Origin of the sequence: Gordonia namibiensis NBRC 108229, assembly GCF_000298235.1 — a bacterium.
GTDB classification, from domain to species: Bacteria; Actinomycetota; Actinomycetes; order Mycobacteriales; family Mycobacteriaceae; genus Gordonia; species Gordonia namibiensis.
Genome location: NZ_BAHE01000025.1, coordinates 1 through 14,636 on the forward strand (window position 1 = coordinate 1; position 14,636 = coordinate 14,636).

Consider the following 14,636-nt stretch of genomic DNA (forward strand, 5'->3'; position numbering starts at 1 on the left):
GAGCGAAGCGAGCCACGAAGGCCTGGTGAGAATCTCGCCAGGCCTTCGTGGCTCGTCGCTATCGCTCCTCGCACCTCAGGCAATAGTGGGGATGCGTTGCGTCAGAACCCCGCCGACGACCCCAGCTCCGGGGCGGGGCCGGCGAAGTAGTGCTCTCCGTCGAACCGGGCCGGGAGACCGGCCGCGAGATACGTGCCGATGCCGGGCTGGTCCAGCTCGGTGAACAGCGGATTCTTCTGCAACACACCGGACTCGACGACCTCGTCGAACGTGCGATACCGCTCCGACAGCACCGCACTCTTCGCCAGGGCCTCCTCGACCTCGGCGGTGGTGTGGCGTTCGAACCACGCGGCGAACAGCGGCGTGAGGATCCCGCGGTGGGTGTAGCGGTCGGCTTCGGTGGTGAAGTCGGCGCCGAGTGCCTTCTCGATCGCGGCCACCGCGTCGCCGGTCTCGGTCATGGCGACCAGATCGCGGAAGTGACGCGGGGTGAGGGCGACGAGCATGAAGCGACCGCCGTCGGCGGCGACGAAATCTGTTCCATACGTGCCGTACACGTCGTTACCGGTCGCCGGCCGGCTGCCGCCGCCGAACTGCGGTTCGGTGAGGTAGCCGAGCGTCCCGGCGATCGCGAGGGCGGTGTCCTCGAGGGGCAACGTGATCTGGGCACCGGCGCCGGTCTGGTCGCGGCGTCGGACTGCAGCGGTGATCGCCAGAGCGGCATACAGGCCACAGGCCACATCCCACGCGGGGAGGGCGTGGTTGACGACGCCCGCGTAGTCGGTGGGGCCGGTGATCGACGGGAAGCCCAGTGCCGCGTTGACCGTGTAGTCGACGCCGGGAGTGCCGTCGGTGCGTCCGAGCAGTTCGAGGGTGATGACGTCGGGGCGCTTGGCGGCCAACGTGTCGTGACTCATCCATGCGCGACCGCCGGCGTTGGTGACGAGGATGCCGCCGCCCGGACCGCTCTCGGTGACGAGATCCTGGATCAGCTTCTGCCCCTCGGGCTCCCGGAAGTTCGCGGTCACCGACTTCTTTCCCCGGTTGAGACCGGTCCAGTAGATGGAGTTGCCGTCGGCGGTGACCGGCCAGCGGTTGGTGTCGGCGGCACCGCCGATGGGGTCGACGCGGATCACCTCGGCGCCGAGCTGGGACAGCGTCAGACCGCACAGCGGTGACGCGACGAAGCTCGACACCTCCACGATGCGAAGGCCCTCGAGGGGGCGGGGATTGGTGCTCATGAGCGAAAGATCCTCCGGGGGGCGGGTGTTCGGGTCAGGCCATCAGGACGTGGTAGCGCCAGTCGAGGACGTCGCGGTCCCCCTGGCCGTCGGCGTCGCCGTGGGCGACGACCTTCGACCGAAGCCGCAGGAGCCCGCCGCCACCGTCGAGCGGGGTGGCTTCCTCGACGTGGATCTCTGAGCTGAGGGTGTCGCCCTCATGCACGGGGCCGGTGTGGTCGCACGCGTCCCAGGCCACCACGGTCACCAGGTTCGGCAGGGCACGGTTGGCCTGCGACAGAGCGAGTCCGATGGTGTGTCCGCCGTAGACGAGTCGACCGCCCGCGGCCTTGCCCGCCACCCGCTCGTCATGGTGGGTGGCCGCGATGTTCAGCGACAGGCGCGCGAGTTCCGGTGCGCTGGAGACCACGTCGGCGCTCGAGCGGAAGACGCGTCCGGCCAGATCCGGGGAGAAGTGCTGTCCGCCGAACGACGACCGGAAGGCGGCCAGATCCCAATCGGGCAACGCGGGGTCGGCTTCGTCGCCGGGCCCGATGGTGCTCAGATCGTCGGCGTGCACGGTGCGATCCGGGTCGGCGTTCGGCGACAGCGGCAGCATCGCGCAGCGGTAGAAGTCGAGGACCGTCGCGCCGTTCTGATCGGTGGTGACCATGTGCAGCGCGGCCAGGCCGGTCGGGGCGCGGCCGGGCTTGGACTTGTTCTCCCGCAGCCCGACGACCTCGGTCACGGTGGTGAGCGTATCGCCGATCTTCGGGTAGCTCAGGAAACGCAGCCCGCGGTAGAACAGGTTGGCCTTGACGTGATGAGTGGCGAGTGTCGACTGTCCGATCGCGACGTCGGTGACGAGCCCGGGATGAGCGAGCGTGCCCTCGCCCAGGACGCGACCCGCCAGATGTGCGTCGAGTGAAAGCCTCAGGCGGTCACCGAGAATCGACTGATGGCCGGCGGCGAGACCGGAGGTGAGTGTCAGCGACGGGGCGTCGTCGAAGACCTGTCCGTGGGTCAGTTCGTCGAAGTATGGTCCGCCGACCGCGATCGCCTCAGTCATCGACTGCCGCCTTCGCGAGCACCCGGCGAGCGGAGACGGCGAGTGCCTCGTCGAGCATCCGGCCATCGAGCTCTGCGGCACCTGCGCCCGCGGCAGCCGCCTTCTCCAGCGCCTCGAGTACTCGTCGCGCGTCCTCGACGGCGTCGGAGTCCGGGGTGAAGATCTCGATGGCACTTGCCAATTGCGCAGGATGGATCACCCAGGTTCCGTCGAAGCCGAGGTCGCGGACCCAGCGCTTGGCGTCCCGAAAGGTGTCGTCGTCGGCAATGGTCAGGTGGGGGCCGTCGACCACGTCGACACCCGCGGCTCGGGCGGCGAGTAACACCGAGTCCTGCACGACATGCCACGTGTGCATGGGCAGACCCGACGCGCGGCCCAGCGACGCACCGAGATCGGCGTACCCGATCAGAACGGCGTCGAGACGGTCGGTGGCCGCGCAGATCGCTGCGGCATCGCGGATGCCGCGCGGGGTTTCCAGCAGCGCCTGGAGCCGGACCGGGGAGTCGCCGAGCTGTTTGTCGGCCTCCAGGAGGTCGCCGGGGGTGTCGGCCTTGGGGAGCACCACCGAGGTCAGGTTCGGCATCTGCGCGCACGCCGCGAGATCGTCCGACGCCCACGGGGTGTCGATGGCGTTGATGCGCAGCGAGACCGCGCGATCGGCGCCGAACTCGTTGACGAGTTCGGCAGCGGCGGCGCGTGCGGTGTCCTTGTTGGCCGGGGTGACCGCGTCCTCGAGGTCGAGGACCACCTCGTCGGCGATCGAGGCCAGCGCCTTGCGTGCCTTGCGGTCGTCGGAGGCCGGCGCCACCAGAACGCCTCGTCTTCTCTGCACCATTGCTCCCAATTGATCGTGACAACCCGGGTGTCGGGTCCAAATGTGCGGCCAAAGTGTGCCGTCACGGTTCTATCAGACCTGGACGTCTGATGGGAAGGTTGACATAGGTACGGCCGATGGACAAAATGGCCGTACAAATCAGCCCGACCACGAAGAGCACAGGTGAGCCCCTCCATGAGCACGCTGTCAGCCGAAGAATCGTTCCTCGTCGAGACCGTTCGGCGGTTCGTCGACCGCGAGGTCAAGCCGACCGTGCAGGAGGTCGAGCACGCCAACGAATACCCCGAGAAGTGGATCGAGCAGATGAAGCAGATCGGGATCTACGGACTGGCCGTGCCCGAGGAGTACGGCGGCTCGCCGGTGTCGATGCCCTGCTACGCGCAGGTCACCCAGGAGCTCGCCCGGGGCTGGATGAGCCTCGCGGGTGCGATGGGCGGACACACCGTGGTCGCCAAGCTGATCACGCTGTTCGGCACCGAGGAGCAGAAGCAGAACTATCTGCCGCGGATGGCCACGGGCGAGATGCGGGCGACGATGGCCCTGACCGAGCCCGGCGGTGGTTCCGACCTGCAGGCGATGTCGACCGTTGCCAAGGAGGACGGCGACGAGCTGGTCATCAGCGGCGCCAAGACCTGGATCAGCAATGCCCGACGCTCGGGACTGATCGCGCTGCTCTGCAAGACCGATCCGGCGGCGCAGCCGCGACACCGGGGCATCTCGATCGTCCTCGTCGAACACGGTCCCGGACTGACGGTCTCGCGCGACCTGCCCAAGCTGGGTTACAAGGGCGTAGAGAGCTGCGAGCTCTCGTTCGATGGCTACCGCGCACCCAAGTCGGCGATCCTCGGCACGGTGCCCGGCAAGGGTTTCGGACAGATGATGAAAGGTCTGGAGACCGGGCGTATCCAGGTCGCCTGTCGCGCACTGGGTGTCGCAACGGCCGCTCTCGAGGACTCGCTGGCCTACGCGCAGCAGCGCGAGTCCTTCGGCCAGCCGATCTGGAAACACCAGTCGATCGGCAACTACCTGGCCGACATGGCGACCAAGCTCACCGCGGCCCGGCAACTCACCTGGCACGCGGCCGAGCAGTACGACAAGGGCGAGCGCTGCGACATGGAGGCCGGCATGGCCAAGCTTTATGCCTCCGAGGTCGCCATGGAGATCGCCCTCAACGCGGTTCGCATCCACGGCGGATACGGTTACTCCACCGAATTCGACGTCGAGCGGTACTTCCGCGACGCACCGCTGATGATCGTCGGTGAGGGCACCAACGAGATCCAGCGCAATGTGATCGCCGCGCAGCTCGTGGCGCGGGGCGGTATCTGACGGCGACGGTTCGTCGGCAGCGGTGGTACTCGAACAGGGGAGTGGGATGGGCGAGGTCGGGCAGTCCGAGCCGGCGTACAAGGTGCTGGCCGCCGAACTGCGTTCGCACATCGCGCAGGGTCGCTACAAGGGAGGTGTCCGGCTGCCCACCGAGTCCGAGCTCTCGCAGGAGTACGGGCTGAGCAGGCAGACGGTGCGCCGCGCCTTCCTCGAGTTGGTCACCGAGGGTTCGGTGTACCGGGTGCCCGGGCGAGGTACCTTCGCGACCGAGAACGCCGGTCAGTATCTACGGCAGCTCGGCTCGATCGACGACCTGATGAACCTGTCCACCGACACCGAGATGCAGGTCCTCGAATCCCCCTCGCGTCGAGTCGATCTCGAGGCTGCCGGGCGCCTGCGTCTCGACACCGACGTCGTCTACCGGATCGTGTTCCAGCGTTTCCACGACGGCGTGCCGTTTGTGGTCACGACCGTGTCGTGGCCCGAGTCGGTGGCGCGGCTCGTGATCGATGCGCCCGAGGTGAAGTCCGGGGCGACAAGTGATTCCACGATGATCGGTCTGCTCGAACCCCATCTGCAGTATCCGATCGAGGAATGCGCGCAATCCATCACGGCCACCACCGCCGACGCCGAGACCGCACGGCGTCTCGGCTGTCCGGAGGGACATGCGGTGCTGCGGGTAGACCGGCTCTACACCGACTCTCGTGGGCGGGCGGTCGAACTCGCGGTCAGTTACTTCCTGCCCGAGCATTACACCTACCGCGTGACGCTGCGTCGTAGCGGTTTGTGACGCACAACGAAAGTGGCCCGGCAGTCGACGATGACTGCCGGGCCACTCTCGCGTTCGGGAGGGTCAGTGACCGGCGCGGGCCGGCTGCTCTTCGACGATGCTCGATGCCCTCGCCTTGGTGGGGATCAGCAGGGTGATCGCCACGCCGACGAAGGCTGCGGCGGCCGCGATCAGGAAGCACCAGGTGAACGTCGATTCGTCGGGGACCTCGGTGCCGCCCAGCGAGATGGTCGCGCTGGCCAGGACCAGGGCCATGACGGCGGAGGCGACGGTGGTGCCCAGTGAACGCATCAGACCGTTCAGGCCGACGGCCGCGCCGGCCTCGGTGGGCGGTACCGACCCCATGATCAGGGTCGGCATGGCCGCATAGCCGATGCCCACGCCGATGGCGCAGATGATCGAGGCCAGCATCAGCTTCCACGCCGAGTCCATGAGGAAGAAGGCGAAGATGTAGCCGGCGCCGAGGATGCTCGCACCGATCGCGAGGGTGAACTTGGCGCCGATCCGGTTGATCAGCAGACCTGAGAGCGGTGCGAAGAACATCATCATCAGGCCGCCCGGGGCCATCCACAGGCCCGCGGCCAGAATCGACTGTCCCAGGCCGTATCCGGTCGCCTCGGGGAGTCGCAGCAGCATCGGCAGGATGATCGCCTGTGCCATCATGCCGAAACCGATGGCCGCAGCCGCGATGTTGGTCAGCAGCACGGCCGGACGAGCCGACGTCCGCAGGTCGACCAGCGGCTCCCGCTGGCGGAGTTCGAAGAATCCCCACAGAACCAGCACGGCGATGCCGCCGAGGCCCAGACCCAGCGTGCTGGCCGAGGTCCAGCCCCAGTCGTTGGCCTTCGAGACGGCGATGAGGAAGGCAGAGAGGCCGATGGCCAGGCCAACGGCACCGGGGATGTCGAGGCGTCCGCCCGCGGCGGTGTTCACGCGGGGGAGGAAGACGAGGACGGCGACCACGATGAGCACGCCGAGGCCGGTGGCGACCCAGAAGAGAGCGTGCCAATCCCAGGTCTGGACGATCCAGGCCGACAGGGGCAGGCCGATGGCGCCACCGACGCCGAGGGTCGCCGACATCGCGGCCACGGCCATGGACGTGATGCGCGGCGGGGTGATCTCGCGGATGAGGCTCATGCCGACCGGGATGAAGCCCATCGCCAGGCCTTGGACTCCGCGTCCGATGATCAGCGGGATCAGGGTGTCGCCGAGTGCGCAGAGCAGCGAACCGAGGGTGAGCAGCGCGGCGCTCGCGAGCAGGACGCGCTGCTTGCCGAACATGTCGCCGAGGCGGCCGGCAATCGGCATCGCGACGGCTGCTGCAAGCAGCGTGGCGGTGATGATCCATGAGGCATTGCCGATCGAGGTCCCGAGGAGACGCGGCAGATCCGGCTGGATCGGGATGATCAGGGTCTGCATCAGCGAGGCGACGAGGCCGCCGAAGCAGAGCACCACGACGCTGATGACAGCGCCGGCGGGTGCCTTGTCGGCCGCGGCTGCGGCCTGGTCGTCGGCAGGCGCCTGACCTTGTACGTGGCTCATATCTGAGACCTCCTTCGAGGTATGCAGCATACATATGTAACGTACATAGGCAAACCGGACAGTAGATTGTCCTGGTCGAATGTGATGGAGGAGACATGTCCGAGGACCACGCGCCGTGGCGATCGCCGGTGCACCGAGACCTGGCGGCCGAATTGCTGCGCATGTCCCGGCGGCGGAGTCTCGTGCATCCATCGGTGGGACTGGAGAAGTCGGCTTTCGCCATCCTGTGGGTTCTGTCCGACGGGCGGCCGCGGACCCTTCGTGAACTGACCGAGGAACTGGAGCTCGAACAGTCGACGGTGAACCGACAGGTGAACGCCGCGATCAAGCACGGCTACCTCGAGCGTTTCGAGGTGGAGGACTCGCTGTCCAAGCTGATCCGCCCCACCGAACTGGGTCGGGAGGCCTTCAAACGCGACGGACTGTTGCGCGCCCAACGGTTGGAGCAGGTCTTCGCCGACCTTGCGCCGGGCAGTCCCGAGGCGCTGCTCCATGAATTACGGGCGTTCAACGACGCCTATGAACGGACGCAGGACCGGCACGGGACCGGTGAGCGGAACGAGAAGAGCGATGAGGGATTGAAGAGAGGGCTGGCATGAGCACTGGGGGCGGTACGTACGTGGTGACCGGATCGGCGTCGGGGATGGGGGCGGCTGTCGCCAAATCCCTGTGCGGGGAGGGCCATACGGTGATCGGCGTCGATCTGCGGGACGCCGATGTCGTCGCCGACCTGTCGACCCCGCACGGTCGGCAGAAGGCTGCGGAGGAAGTCCTGGCCAAGACCGGCGGGAAGCTCGACGGTGCGGTCCTCGCCGCCGGAATGGGGCCGACCAAGGGGCGTGAGCGGATGATCACCGAGGTCAACGTCCTCGGCGTCACCGACCTGCTGACCGCCTGGCGTCCGGCGCTGGCCGCTGCGGACAAGGCGAAAGTGGTTGTCTTCGGCTCCAATTCGACGACGGTGACACCGCTGGTGCCGCGCGGCGCGATCCGCCGGCTCATCAACGGCGACACGGTCGGTGCCACCCGGCAGATCCTCCGACGCCGCGGCGTCACCGCGCCGGTCGCCTACGCGGCGTCGAAGATCGCGGTCACCCAGTGGGTCCGCTGGCAGGGCACCAAGCCGGAGTGGGCGGGTGCGGGCATCCGGATCAACGTGATCGCACCCGGCCCGGTGATGACGCCGCTGCTGCAGGCACAGCTCGACAGCCCGCAGGCCAAGGCCGTCACGTCGTTCCCGGTTCCGGTGCGCGAGTTCGGAACCCCCGAACAACTCGCCGCATGGGTGATGACCATGCTGTCGCCCGCCGCCGACTTCATGGCCGGCACCATCATCACCGTCGACGGTGGAACCGAGGCCCTCATGCGTACCCGGGACTGGCCCCGGCCGCTGCCGGTGCGCGGGATTCCGAAGCTGCTGTGGAAGATGTACCGCGCGCCGAAGGACGGGCAGGTCGCCCAGTACTGACAGCAGTATCCAATACTGCCTGCGACCTGCCCGGCTCGGGTTTCAGTCGGCCTGTTCCGCAGCGTCGAGTTCGCGAAGTACCCGCTCCGCGTTGCGGAAGGCCTCCAGGGCAGCTGGTACACCGACGTATACGGCGGTCTGCAAGAGTGCTTCCTGGATCTCTTCGTCGGTGACCCCGTTGGCCCGTGCGCCGCGCACGTGCGTCGAGAACTCGGTCTGCCTGTTGAGGGCGGTCAGCATCACGAGGTTCAGCAGGCTCCGCGTTCGGCGGTCGAGGCCCTCGCGGGTCCAGATGCCGCCCCAGCAGTACTCGGTGACGAGATCCTGCATGGGCTGACCGAACTCGGTCACCGCCGATAGTGCCTTGTCCACGTAGGCGTCGCCGAGGACGGTTTTGCGCATCGCCAGACCGGCGTCGTAGAGCTCCGAATGCGGTGTCGTGGTCGACGTCGTTGTCATGAGTTGTCTCCTTGATCGAAAAATGGGGGAATTGCTGAGGGTGGTGTCACAGCGCGGGACCCAGTTGGGTGCCGGGCGGCGTGCGGGCGAGCACCCGTTCGATGTCGTGCGCGGTGTGGCGGAGTAGTCCGGCGATCTCCGGAACCCGTTCGGGCGTCAGTCGGTAGGTGGGTCCTCCCACCCAGATCGCGTACGGCACTGCGCCATTGACCCGAACCGGGCAGGCGACCGAGGCTGCGCCCGGCTCGAGTTCATCTCGTGAAGACGCATACCCGCGTTCCGCGCTCTCGGCGAGCTCCTCGAGGAACCCGTCGAGGTCTCTCCCGCGCGGTGAATCCCGGAACAGGGCATCGGCTTCGAGCTCCTGACGCACTGCCTCGGGATCACCGAGCGAGAGGAACACCTTGCCGGTCGAGGTCGACCACGCCGGTTGCATCCGGGGTACCGCACGGCGTCCGAGCCCGATGTTGTGCGGCGAGGCCGTCTGGGCGAGCACCATCACGGTGTTGGTGCCCTTGATCGGCTGATCGAGTCCGCAGGTCTCCATCGCCTGGGTGGCGAGGGCTTCCAGGAGTCGGTTCACATACGACAGTGCGGTGTCCCGGTCCGATGTCGGGCTGAGCATGAGCAGCACCGACAGGGACATGTGAAAGCGCTTCGTGTCCTCGTTGAGGACCACCCAGTCCTCGGCGGCCAGTGCCAGCAGGATCCGGTGGCAGGTCGCCTTGGGGATCTCGGTGAGCCGGGCGACCCCGGACAGACCGATACCGTTCGGACTCGCGGCGACGGTCTGCAGGACGCGGAGGGTCTTCTGTACCAGCCCGGCATCGGCCACGGGTTCTCCTCAGATCGGGGTGATTACAGGGGAAGCGGGTGTCGTAGGTGTCATTTGTATAGGGCGAACCGCCGATCGCGCAGGAAAGGACGACCGAAAGCGCGCTTGGCCGGGAGCTGGCCCAGGTCGATGTCACCGACCACCAGTTCGTCGCAGCCGTTGTCCTCGGCCGTGGCCACCGTCTCGCCGTCGGGTCCGTAAATGGAGCTGCCGCCGAAGTACTCTTTGGGCCCCTCGATGCCGATGCGGTTGCTGGCCAGCACGTACATGCAGTTGAAGACCGCATGTGCCTTCAGCTCCAGATCGAATGTCTCACGCGAGTACCCGTTGCCGGAGGCGATCGGGATGCCCAGCACGGTGGCGCCCTGAACCGCTGCGGTGCGGGCGAGTTCGGGGAAGTGCCGTTCGTAGCAGATGATCGTCGACACCGGGATGCCGTCGGCGTCGACGACCTCCGGTGACTTGTCGCCGGGGCGGAAGTACGACTTCTCCGGGAAATTGAACGACAGCGGCAGGTGCGACTTGCGGTAGTCCAGGCGGCGTTCACCGCTGACGAAGATGGTCGCGGTGTTGTAGAAGACCCCGGCAGCCGCGGTCTTCTCGAAGATCGACGACACGATGGTCATCCCGTGCTCGCGCGACTTCTCCGCCACCATCGTGTTACTGGGGCCGTCGAGCGGCTCGCCGTAGACCAGGTAATCGGGATCGACGGGCATGGGCGCCACGAAGGGAACCGAGAAGAGTTCCGGCAGCTGCAAGACCTTGACGCCGCGGGCCGCGGCCTGATCGATCAGATCGGCGACGACGGCGAGGTTGGCCTCTCGATCGGCGGTCGGCCGGAGCTGTAGGACGCCGGCGGTGACGATGCCGGGCGTGGTCTCCTCGGTGCTGGTCTTTTCAGGGGTTGTCATGCGGAAACCTTTGCGAGAGAACGGATGGTGTCAACAGGGTTGGCGCCGAGCGGGAACACCACGGGCACACGGACGCCGGCCGCGCGGTATTCGTCGATCATGTCGGCTGTCTGTGCGGTGGTGCCGTAGGCGGTGACGCGACGGACGAGGTCGTCGGGGACGAGTGGCATGGCCTTGCGGATGTCCTCCGGGCGTGCCGGCCAACCCGCGATCTCCTTCAGGCGGTCGACGAGACCGGGCTCGACGCCGCAGTGGGAACCGATGTGCGGCTGCTGCATCAGGTACATGGTGAGGAACGCCTTGACTGAGTCCTTGGCATCTTCGGGGTTGGTGTCGTCGATCGAGCAGCAGATGATCTGCGTGATGTCGAGATCCTTGGTGAGCGTGCTGCGTTCGCGACCGCGCTGCAACGCGTTCACAGCCTCACGGGTGTAGCTCGTCGGCATCAGGAAGTCGAGGTAGACCCCGTCGGCGAGCTCTCCGGACAGTTCGAGCATCTTCGGACCGACCGGACCGGTGTAGATGGGAATGTCGACCGGCTTGTTCTCGGCGTACATCCGGTCGAACCGGATCTTGTCCATCGAGAAGTGCTCGCCCTGGAGCGCCACCTCCTCGTTGGCGAAGAGTGACCGGCAGATCGAGATGAACTCGCGCATCGTGCCCAGCGGCTTGCGGATGGGGGCACCGACCTTCGATGCGATCGGCTCCCACCACGCACCGACGCCGAGAATGATTCGCCCAGGGGCGATCTCGTCGAGGGTCTTGAAGGTGACGGCAGTGAGGGCCGGATTGCGGGTCTTGTTGTTGATGACACCCGAGCCGATGCGGACCTGATGGGTACGGTCGGCGAGAAGTGCCATGACGCTGATCGCGTCTCGGGTCAAGCGGCCTTCGGCCACCCACAGGCTGTCGAAGCCTGCTTCGTCGGCGACATCGGCAATGGCCTTCGTCTCGTCCAGAGTGAAACGTTCACCGAGGTGAACTCCAAGTGGAATGGTCACATCACACCTCACAGTCGATGGGTAGGGATGAATCGGATCGATCGGCGGGGAGCGGGGTCGGTGTTCGATCCCGCAGCGTCGTCCGAGGTTGGTACCGGCCGTGTCCGTACAGTTCCACCAGCTCACCGTCGCGGACGAGCTGCTGTCCGCGCGAGAAGACGTGGCGCGGTGCTCCGCTGACCGACATACCCTCGTAGAGGGTGTATCCGGCGCGGGAGCGGTGCCGGTCGGCCGAGATGGTGTGGTCGGCTTGCGGATCCCAGATGACGACGTCGGCATCGGAACCAGGGGCGATGGTCCCCTTGCGGGGGTAGAGGCCGAAGGTCTTTGCCGGGTTGGTCGACGTCATGTCGACGAACCGGTTCAGGTCGAAACGTCCTCGTGCAACGCCGTGTTCGTAGAGGACCATCAGGCGCTCCTCGGCCCCAGGGACTCCCGGCGGCACGTTCGGGAAGAAACCGCGCCCCTGCGGTTTCTGTGGTGGTAGGTCCTCGGGCTGGTCCATCGTGTAGGTCGCGTGATCGGTACCCACCGACCCCAGGACACCGGTGGCCAGGGCGTTCCACAGTGGCTCCTGGTGACTGCTCTCCCGGATGGGAGGCGAGCAGATGTACTTGGCCGCTTCGAAATCCGCCTGCGAGTAGTCCTCGTACCCCGTCACGAGGTAGTGCGGACACGTTTCGCCGAACACGGGACGTCCGCGACTCTGTAGGGCCTGGATCTCGCCGACGCCGTCGGCCGAGGACACATGGACGATGAACAACGGTGTGTCCACCCACTCGGCGATCGTCGCCGCGCGCACGATGGCCTCGCGCTCGGCGGCGGCCGGATGGCCGTGCATGTGATGGTGCTCCTCGGTCTTGCCCTCTTCGATGAGTGCGTCGACGGCGGCGTTGACCATATGGCCGTTCTCGGCGTGCACCATGGGGAGCACCCCGAGTGCTTTGGCCTCGGTGAACCCGCGGATGAGCACGTCGTCGGGCACCATCAGCCCGGTGTAGGCCATGAAGAACTTCCAGCTGGTGGCCCCGAATTCCGCTGTCAGCTGCCGCAACTGGTCGAACGAATCGTCGGAGTTCGCGGTCGCCGGCACCATCAGGTGGAAACCGAAATCGATCATCGAACCCTGTTCTGCGGCCGTCCGGCGACGGTGGAAGGCGTCGATCAGGCTCTCGCCGGGGAGTCCGCGGACGAAGTCGACGAAGGTGGTGGTGCCGCCGGCCGCCGATGCGGCGCTGCCGGTGCGGAAATCGTCCGCGGTCCGGGTGGTGCCCTTGAGGTTGTGGTGCTCGAAGTGGGTGTGGGTGTCGATCCCGCCGGGAAGGACATAGTGGCCGTCGGCGTCGATGACGCGGTCCGCGGTCCACCCGTCGTCGACGCCCAGGGCGGCGATCTTGCCGTCGGCGATCAGCACGTCGGCGCGGAAGGTGTCCGTGGCGGTCACCACGTGACCGCCGCGGATGATGAGACTCTCTGTCATCGAACCACTCCCACGGCGTCGTCGGCGTGGACGAGTGCCTCGTCGAGGATCGACAGCGCGAGGTCGATCTCCTCCGCGGTGATGATCAGCGGCGGTGCGAGCCGGATGACACTGTCCTGGCGGCCGATCCACAGACCGCGCTCCTTGGCAGCCTTCACGACGGCGACGCCGGGGGTGGACTGCTCGGGTGTTCCCTTGAACGGGATCAGCGGGGATCCGTCGGCTGCCACGAGATCGATGCCCCACATCAGACCGAGACCCCGAATGCCGCCGACGCTGGGGTGGCGTCGCGCCAACTCCTCGAGGCCACGCTGCAGGCGCGCACCCTGGATCGCCGCATTCTCCACCACACCTTCGGATTTCATGATCTCGATGGACGCGACGGCGCTGCCGCAGGCGAGCGGGTGCCCGGCGTAGGTGAGACCGGCCGGCAGGGCGATGTCGCGGAGGGCGTCGCGGATGTGCGCGCCCACGATCGTGGCACCGAGCGGGACGTAGCCGGAGTTGATGCCCTTGGCTGTGGTGAGGATGTCGGGCACGACGCCGAACTGCTCGATGCCGAACCAGGTGCCGAGTCGGCCGAACCCGACCATCACCTCGTCGCAGATCAAGAGGATTCCGTGCCGATCACACACCTCGCGAATGGATTTGAGGTAACCGGGCGGGGGAACGATGGGCCCGTTGGTGCCGGTGACGGTCTCCATGATCACCGCGGCGACGCTCCCGGGGTTCTCGTACTGGAGGACCTCTTCGAGATGGGCAGCGGAGTAGCGGGGGTCGTCCGGGTTTCCCCCACCCGGTACATAAGGGTCGAGCATGCGCACGACACCCGGCGTGGTCAGGGGTTCCAGCCCCCACCGGCGCGAATCGCCGGTCAGTGTCATCGCCCCGGCGCTGGCGCCGTGGTACGAGCGGTATCGGGCCACGACCTTGTGCCGGCCGGTCACCGCGCGGGCGATGGCGATGGCGGCTTCGTTGGCTGCGGCGCCGCCAGTGGTGAAGAAGCTGGAGGTGAGGTTGCCGGGAGTGAGGGCGTCGAGTTCGAGAGCCAGCCGGCTACGCGCCTCGTTCGCGAACGTCGGACCGATGAAGCACGACTTGCGGGCCTGCTCGGCGATCGCCTCGACCAGCCGCGGATGCTGGTGACCCAGATTGAGATTCACGAGCTGGGACAGGAAGTCGAGGTATCTGTTGCCGTTGCTGTCGACGAACCAACAGCCGGCGGCGTCGACGACGGTGATCGGGTCCGGGCCCGACTGCTTCGACCATGAGGTGAGCACGTGGTCGCGGTGGGCGCGGGCGATCCAATCGGTTCCTTCCTGCGTCGTGGGCGTGAGCGTGCCGCTGCTCGTCATGGGGGCCTCCAAGGGGGGGTCTGGTTCAGCTAGTGAACCGCTGTCTCAGTGGGATGTGAGCAGCTTGGACTGGTTCGGTTTCGACCTTGTTACACAGTGGTTTCCATTCCGTACTGGATGAAAATCACTGCTGTGCAACCACTTCGGTGGACGCCCTGACCTGGGGCGATGGGCTTGAAACCCAGTGTTCACAAATGGGCAACCTCCGCTAAACGACCGGAACGTTGACTCATCCACCGAACCGAGATCGCGCTCAGTGAACCGACACTGGGTGCGATTGCTCGGCTGTTCCCTCTCTCGCCCCAGCGACCCCCGGGGCGATCCCCCTCGACAGAAGGACAACGC

The 14,636-nt window shown here is 66.8% G+C and carries 14 protein-coding genes; 4 read left to right on the forward strand and 10 right to left on the reverse strand.

The features are described 5' to 3' along the window. Window positions 1-101: 101 nt before the first annotated feature. From GONAM_RS14495 to GONAM_RS14505, 3 genes are read right to left on the reverse strand one after another with little or no spacing between them, the layout of a single operon-like run. Window positions 102-1,241, reverse strand: coding sequence for a CoA transferase (locus GONAM_RS14495; protein WP_006867506.1), 1,140 nt, complete (start codon window positions 1,239-1,241; stop codon window positions 102-104). A 34-nt stretch (window positions 1,242-1,275) separates the two neighbouring features. Continuing rightward, entirely contained in the window at window positions 1,276-2,289 is a 1,014-nt protein-coding gene (locus tag GONAM_RS14500; protein ID WP_006867507.1) for a MaoC family dehydratase, read from the reverse strand. Beyond that, window positions 2,282-3,097: an HpcH/HpaI aldolase/citrate lyase family protein gene (locus tag GONAM_RS14505; RefSeq protein WP_006867508.1), complete on the reverse strand. Its 816-nt coding sequence runs from the start codon at window positions 3,095-3,097 to the stop codon at window positions 2,282-2,284. The genes GONAM_RS14500 and GONAM_RS14505 overlap by 8 nt, the downstream gene beginning before the upstream one ends. A gap of 201 nt (window positions 3,098-3,298) precedes the next feature. Here GONAM_RS14505 and GONAM_RS14510 point away from each other — a divergent pair, with 201 nt between their 5' ends. Together GONAM_RS14510 and GONAM_RS14515 are read left to right on the forward strand one after the other, a co-directional pair. Next, complete coding sequence (locus tag GONAM_RS14510) at window positions 3,299-4,450, forward strand: acyl-CoA dehydrogenase family protein (protein WP_006867509.1); 1,152 nt, start codon at window positions 3,299-3,301, stop codon at window positions 4,448-4,450. A 46-nt stretch (window positions 4,451-4,496) separates the two neighbouring features. Next, window positions 4,497-5,240 (forward strand): GntR family transcriptional regulator, encoded by a 744-nt coding sequence (locus GONAM_RS14515; protein WP_006867510.1) that lies wholly within the window; start codon window positions 4,497-4,499, stop codon window positions 5,238-5,240. A 63-nt stretch (window positions 5,241-5,303) separates the two neighbouring features. Here GONAM_RS14515 and GONAM_RS14520 read toward each other — a convergent pair whose 3' ends face one another. Continuing rightward, window positions 5,304-6,782 (reverse strand): MFS transporter, encoded by a 1,479-nt coding sequence (locus GONAM_RS14520; protein WP_006867511.1) that lies wholly within the window; start codon window positions 6,780-6,782, stop codon window positions 5,304-5,306. A 95-nt stretch (window positions 6,783-6,877) separates the two neighbouring features. On the opposite strand from GONAM_RS14520, the gene GONAM_RS14525 reads away from it, so the two are divergent. Then, on the forward strand, window positions 6,878-7,381 hold the full coding sequence (locus tag GONAM_RS14525) for a MarR family transcriptional regulator (RefSeq protein WP_006867512.1): 504 nt from the start codon (window positions 6,878-6,880) through the stop codon (window positions 7,379-7,381). Beyond that, a complete protein-coding gene (locus GONAM_RS14530) occupies window positions 7,378-8,250 on the forward strand; it encodes an SDR family oxidoreductase (RefSeq protein WP_006867513.1) in 873 nt (290 codons plus the stop codon). Before GONAM_RS14525 ends, GONAM_RS14530 begins: the two co-directional genes overlap by 4 nt. 42 nt (window positions 8,251-8,292) lie before the next feature. Here the strand turns inward: GONAM_RS14530 and GONAM_RS14535 are convergent, their stop codons facing one another. From GONAM_RS14535 to GONAM_RS14560, 6 genes are read right to left on the reverse strand one after another with little or no spacing between them, the layout of a single operon-like run. After that, window positions 8,293-8,709 carry a carboxymuconolactone decarboxylase family protein gene (locus GONAM_RS14535; protein WP_006867514.1) on the reverse strand — a complete coding sequence of 139 codons (417 nt, stop codon included), beginning with the start codon at window positions 8,707-8,709 and terminating at the stop codon, window positions 8,293-8,295. Between the two features lie 46 nt (window positions 8,710-8,755). Then, window positions 8,756-9,544, reverse strand: a complete 789-nt coding sequence (locus tag GONAM_RS14540) for an IclR family transcriptional regulator (RefSeq protein WP_006867515.1) — start codon at window positions 9,542-9,544, stop codon at window positions 8,756-8,758. 50 nt (window positions 9,545-9,594) lie between these two features. Further along, complete coding sequence (locus GONAM_RS14545; protein ID WP_006867516.1) at window positions 9,595-10,455, reverse strand: carbon-nitrogen hydrolase family protein; 861 nt, start codon at window positions 10,453-10,455, stop codon at window positions 9,595-9,597. Then, window positions 10,452-11,456: an LLM class flavin-dependent oxidoreductase gene (locus tag GONAM_RS14550; RefSeq protein WP_006867517.1), complete on the reverse strand. Its 1,005-nt coding sequence runs from the start codon at window positions 11,454-11,456 to the stop codon at window positions 10,452-10,454. The genes GONAM_RS14545 and GONAM_RS14550 overlap by 4 nt, the downstream gene beginning before the upstream one ends. Window position 11,457: 1 nt before the next feature. Then, entirely contained in the window at window positions 11,458-12,936 is a 1,479-nt protein-coding gene (gene hydA / locus GONAM_RS14555) for a dihydropyrimidinase (RefSeq protein WP_006867518.1), read from the reverse strand. Beyond that, window positions 12,933-14,291: an aminotransferase class III-fold pyridoxal phosphate-dependent enzyme gene (locus GONAM_RS14560; protein ID WP_006867519.1), complete on the reverse strand. Its 1,359-nt coding sequence runs from the start codon at window positions 14,289-14,291 to the stop codon at window positions 12,933-12,935. Before GONAM_RS14560 ends, hydA begins: the two co-directional genes overlap by 4 nt. Window positions 14,292-14,636 lie beyond the last annotated feature (345 nt).